Annotated in this window: 5 protein-coding genes; 1 reads left to right on the top strand and 4 read right to left on the bottom strand. The window is 30.8% G+C overall.

Annotated elements, in window-relative coordinates:
• Positions 1–24 precede the first annotated feature (24 nt).
• Positions 25–1,170 (top strand): saccharopine dehydrogenase C-terminal domain-containing protein, encoded by a 1,146-nt coding sequence (locus U9R42_01795; GenBank protein ID MEA3494746.1) that lies wholly within the window; start codon positions 25–27, stop codon positions 1,168–1,170.
• A 10-nt stretch (positions 1,171–1,180) separates the two neighbouring features.
• Here U9R42_01795 and U9R42_01790 read toward each other — a convergent pair whose 3' ends face one another.
• The 4 genes from U9R42_01790 to U9R42_01775 form a co-directional block, all read right to left on the bottom strand.
• Positions 1,181–1,345: a hypothetical protein gene (locus U9R42_01790; GenBank protein ID MEA3494745.1), complete on the bottom strand. Its 165-nt coding sequence runs from the start codon at positions 1,343–1,345 to the stop codon at positions 1,181–1,183.
• A gap of 10 nt (positions 1,346–1,355) precedes the next feature.
• Complete coding sequence (locus tag U9R42_01785) at positions 1,356–2,279, bottom strand: T9SS type A sorting domain-containing protein (GenBank protein MEA3494744.1); 924 nt, start codon at positions 2,277–2,279, stop codon at positions 1,356–1,358.
• 501 nt (positions 2,280–2,780) lie between these two features.
• A complete protein-coding gene (locus U9R42_01780) occupies positions 2,781–3,431 on the bottom strand; it encodes an SUMF1/EgtB/PvdO family nonheme iron enzyme (protein ID MEA3494743.1) in 651 nt (216 codons plus the stop codon).
• A gap of 19 nt (positions 3,432–3,450) precedes the next feature.
• The gene (locus tag U9R42_01775) at positions 3,451–5,325 is read right to left on the bottom strand and encodes a T9SS type A sorting domain-containing protein (GenBank protein ID MEA3494742.1); all 1,875 of its coding nucleotides are present in this window, start codon (positions 5,323–5,325) and stop codon (positions 3,451–3,453) included.
• Between the last annotated feature and the right edge of the window lie 84 nt (positions 5,326–5,409).

Raw genomic sequence — 5,409 nt, 5'->3', positions numbered from 1 at the left:
ATAAACAGATAAACAAATAAACAGATGAAAATAATAGTTTTAGGTGCTGGCTTAGTTGGTGTACCAATGGCAATTGACCTTGCAAAAGATAAAAATTTTGATGTAAGTATTTCGGATATTAATGAAAGAAATCTTTCAAAAATTGATAATAAATTTGATATTTTAAAAATTGAAAAAGACCTTTCTGATAAATCGCTTTTGAAGGAATTGATAAAAGACTACGATTTGGTGCTTAATGCATTACCGGGTTTTATGGGTTATAAAACATTGGAGTCAATTATTGAGGCAGGCAAAAATGTTGTTGATATTTCTTTTTTTCCTGAGGATGCTTTTGGTCTTGACATATTAGCTAAGAAAAATGGAGTTACTGCAATAATGGATTGTGGAGTTGCCCCCGGAATGAGTTATATTCTTGTTGGTTATGTAAATGATATTCTTGACAAAACTGAAAATGTAGAAATTTATGTTGGTGGTTTACCCAAAATAAGAACTTGGCCTTACGAATACAAAGCTGTTTTTTCCCCTGCTGATGTTATTGAAGAATATACTCGACCTGCTCGATTTGTAAAGGAAGGAAAACTTGTAACAAAAGAAGCACTTTCTGATATTGAATTAATGGATTTTGAAAATATTGGCACTCTTGAAGCATTTAACAGTGATGGATTACGCTCACTAATAAAAACAATTGATTGTCCGAATATGATAGAAAAAACATTAAGATATCCCGGACATGTTGAAAAAATGAAAATGTTGCGTGAAACTGGGTTTTTTAATAAAGAAACAATTTTAATTAATGGGAAAGAGGTAAGTCCTCTTGATTTTACTTCAAAACTTTTGTTTCCTAAATGGGAATTAAAAGAAGGAGAGGAGGATGTTACAATCATGAAGATTATTGTTGAAGGAGAAAAAGATAATAAAAAATTAAAGTATTCTTATGATTTATTTGATTCCTATGATGCAAAGACCAAAACTCATTCAATGGCAAGAACAACAGGCTACACAGCGACAATGGCAGTACGAATGCTAAATGAAAAATTATTTAACGAAAAAGGAATTATTGTTCCAGAATATATCGGCAAACATCATGATTGTGTTAAGTTTATGCTTGATGGATTGAAGGAAAGAGCTGTGGTTTATAAAGAAAGTCTTCAGTCTGACAGTCAACAGTAATAAATAATTCCTATTTTATGTAGTAAATCCTGCATCCAATATCTAGCATCTTGCATCCTGAATCTTGTATCCTGAATCTTGCATCCTGTATCCTGCATCTTGTATCCTGTATCTTGAATCCTGCATCCTGTATCTTGAATCCTGCATCCTGTATCTTGAATCCTGCATCCTGCATCTTGCCCCCTCTATCTAAGCATTACTTTCTTACTAATACTTCCTTCTTCAAATTGAATATTTACAATATATATTCCTGTGGTAAATTCTTTTAAAGAGATTTCTGATTTTTCTGAGTTTTCTTTTTTGAGAAGTTCTTGACCGTTAATATTTAAAACTCTAATAATTGCATCTTCTTTTTTCAATTCTTTAAGATCAATAAAAAGTGTTTTTTGTGAAACATAAATTTCAATATTTTCAACAATTTTCTTTTCTATTGTGCCTGATACTTCCATTCCTGCAAGGATGTATTTATCGTGGGCTCCTTGATATGCGTAATCTTTAACAACAAAACTTTTTCCATTACTTGCAACATCAAGTCTTACCCAACCGTATTGCCAAATAGTGTCTCCATCTTGTACTTTTTCTATTCTTACTCCAACATATTTATTTGTAACCCCCACAAAATGTCCGTAATCAATGGTGCCTGAAAAAGATGATCCGTTCATAGTACCGGAATACGATCCTTGTCCGTTTAAAATACCCATTGATTCAGACCACCAATTTTCGTCAGTTTCAACATCTTGAATAGTGTCATTTTTGTTTAAAGCTTTAGCTCCACTTGAATAGTTGTAATAACTGACATAATTGTATGATGAGAGTATTTCATTATTATTAAGTGGCTCAATAGCAACATAATCAACATTTATATTAAATTGAGAATGAGATCCAGTAGCGGAAGATTGATATTTCAGTGCATTTATTCTAAAATCAACAATTCCGTCATTGTTAAGGTCTAAAAAGAAAGAATCAACGGCAAAAATTGTAGAATCAGGGTTAATATCTGTATAAATTATTTGAGCATTTGCACTTCCTACAACAAAAACTCCTGCTGCTAATGCTGAATATGCTGCTAATTTTTTTTCTAATCCTGATTTTTTATTTTCCTTTGTCATAATGAAATATTTTAGTTGTTTTAAGGCTGTAAAAGTACAACATTATTATTATTAGAATAATAAAATTTATAAAAAAATAAATGCAAAATATTTAATCCTTGAGTCCACTCTAAAAAGTAATGAGTGCAGGTTTTGAAAATCAGGAATTGCCCCATTCCCTAAAAGGAGTCCTGATTTTCAGCTACTTCTCCCTTTAATATCTTATTTCTAATATTCGTGTTTTTTGTGGCAAAAGATATATAAAGGACAAAAACTGCCACAGATTTCGTCTGTCGAAGACATGCTAAGTGTAATAGAAGTAAGACTACGTCTGTCAAAGACAGATTCACAGATTAAAAGGTATTTACTATAATAAATTTTTACAAAACAAACGACCAAAGGCAGTCTGAAATCTGTGAATCTGTGGCAGTTATTCTTTTACAGTTTATCTAGGTTAGGGATTGGGGTAGAAAGGAGCTGAAAATCATTTTAAGACTTTTTAGAGTGGACTCATCTTTACAATTATTCAACAATTTGAGCTACACATCTGAATCCAAGCCATATTTCTGCATCGCTGTAATCTTTTATTAAATTTGAAGTGTCAGAAAAATTTGCACCATAAGCTTTTCCTTTCTCATTAGTCATTTCCGAAACGTTGGTTGATAAAAATATAGTGTGTTTGCCTTTGATTTTATCAGGTAATTTATAAAGTTGTGTTTTTGGGTTGAAATATTTTTTCTTGTTTTTAAGGTTCTCAATATTTTGACCGGATATATATTCTTCCTTTGTAGGTAGTCTGTAATTTACATTAAAATTTTTTTCATATTTTTTGTTTACCACAAAAGTTCTCCATTTACAATATTTAATTGCTTGTTCGTAATCAATGCCAACAATCGGGTATTCTCGTATTTCTTGATTTGTTGGAATTAGTTTAAATTCAGTTTTATACAAGCTACTCCATACTTTTTTATCAGGCAGTCCGTTTTTATATTTTTCGGAATCAATTCCATATTCACCTTTAAGCCAAATCAAATATTCTTGCCATGCAAAATTTGAAATCTCTGTTTTGTCAATGTATAAGTTATCAGAGATTTGTACTGTTCCCGGGGGTACTTTATTTTCACTACAACCTATGAAAATAAAAACTAATGCTGTGATAATAATTTTTTTCATGAAATATTTTTTATTTAAATTATTTCTGAATTACAATTCTTTCTTTAAGAACAACTTCATCATTGTTTTTTGCAATAAGGAAATACACACCATTCTTAAGTGGAGATACATCAAAACTTAATGCATTTTTGCCAATTTTTATACGTTCACGCATGAAGTGCTTTTGAATTTTTCCATTGATGTCGTAAAGATAAAAATCCAATATTTGTTTTTTATTATTTTCAAATTCAAGATAAAAAAAGTTGGATGCAGGATTTGGAAAAGAGATTGTTTTTAATTCTGATTGAGGTTTTTGTTCAGTTGTGCTGAATGATGGACTTTGTAGTGCAAAAATCCATGTGCCATTAACTCTGCGAGGTGTTGAGTTTCTTAGTTTTCCATAATACCCACAACCCCAAACTATGTTTTCATTGTACTTTCTTTGAAGTCCTGTATAGTCGCCCCATCGTTGTTCAGCTTGGCTTTGAAGTGTTACTCTTGTTTCTCCTTCTTTTATTCTTTTTATTTCAGAATAACTTTTATTTTTATAAAAAAATGTTGAAATACCTGGATTTATGGTGTCTGAGGAATGGTTGGTAAGGATTATTGCTTCATCGTTTGAGTTACTTCCTGTGTAGGCAATACTTGGATATCCGAATTCAAGGTAGGGGTGTTTTACAATGTTTAAGTGAACATTTTTTGTAGTACTTAGGTTTGAAATTATTCCATGGTAAATGGATGCAAAATTATTATAAAAATTTATTGAATTACCCACAAAATGAATTTCATTATTTTCGATATAACTGTCAAGGATTCTTGCATCATTGGTTTCAAACTTCCTGTTTATAGGTTGATCTGCAAGAGGTGGAACTCCGTAATTACTGTCCGACAAAGATAAACTAATGTTGAGTTTTGTTTGAGCATTATTTAATTCTCCAGTTATTTCTACAACAAAAATAGAATCACATTCAAGTGAAAAATTCCTATTTGATAAAAAATACATATTTGGAGTTGTAGGATATGAACCACCTTGAACAGGGCATAGGTTTCTGATATTTGTAGCTTCAAATTCAATATCATGATAAAATGTTAATTTCAATGAATCTCCTTTGTATCCTGTGCTTTTGTCAATTTGCCAAATAATTGTTTGTTTAAAAGTATTTTTCCAATTTTCCCCGGGTTTTGTGTTTCGTAAAAGATTTATTGTGTAAAATAATTCGTTTTCAGTAATTGCAATCATGGGAAAATCGCTCCAGCTTGAATCGGAGAGTGGGTTGCCTTGGAGAGTATAAATATTCCAATTTCCAGTTGGGTCATTTGTTTGAGAAAAAGCAAGAAACAAACAACTTGTTTTATCATCAAATCCATTCAGAAAAGTAAGAATAAATCTGTCGGCAGTTGGGTCATAAATTATTCGTGGGTCAAATTTGCCTTCAGTGTGAATTGAATCGGAAGCAAAGGCTTTTAAGGAAACAGCATTATTTATCATGCTATCCGAATTGAAAAAATATATTACTGAATTTATTACAGAAACAATAATACCATTATTAGAAATTGCTATGTCATTGTCATTGGGAATGTGTCCGTTAAAGATGTTCCCTTCAAAATCTGTCAATACATTCGGTGCATCAATTGTTCTATTTGCTTTGGGAGAATTATTTGAATATTTTTTTGCAGGCATTTCTTCTTTAAGCTTACGCAAATATGTTTTGTAAGAACCTGAACAAGGGGATGGCATTTCCAAGTATTGAATGTTAAATTTATAATCATTCTTAATATCCGATACATTTACAGTTCTTGCTAAAGGTTTTTTTGTTGCTTTGGATTTCTGGTACGAAGAATTTTGTTGAGCAAAAGTAGTTGTTGCTATTAAAAAAATTATCAATAATTGAATGTAGTGAATTGCTTTTTTCATTTCAAATATGTTTTTGTTTATTTTACAAAGTTAAGTTAATTTTATCTATAAACTGTGTAGTATTATCACTTTTAGGCTTATCTA

It is taken from the genome of Bacteroidota bacterium, assembly GCA_034723125.1.
GTDB lineage: Bacteria > Bacteroidota > Bacteroidia > CAILMK01 > JAAYUY01 > JAYEOP01.
The sequence above is the reverse complement of the archived record's forward strand: the minus strand, read 5'-3'. Positions and strand labels throughout refer to the sequence as shown.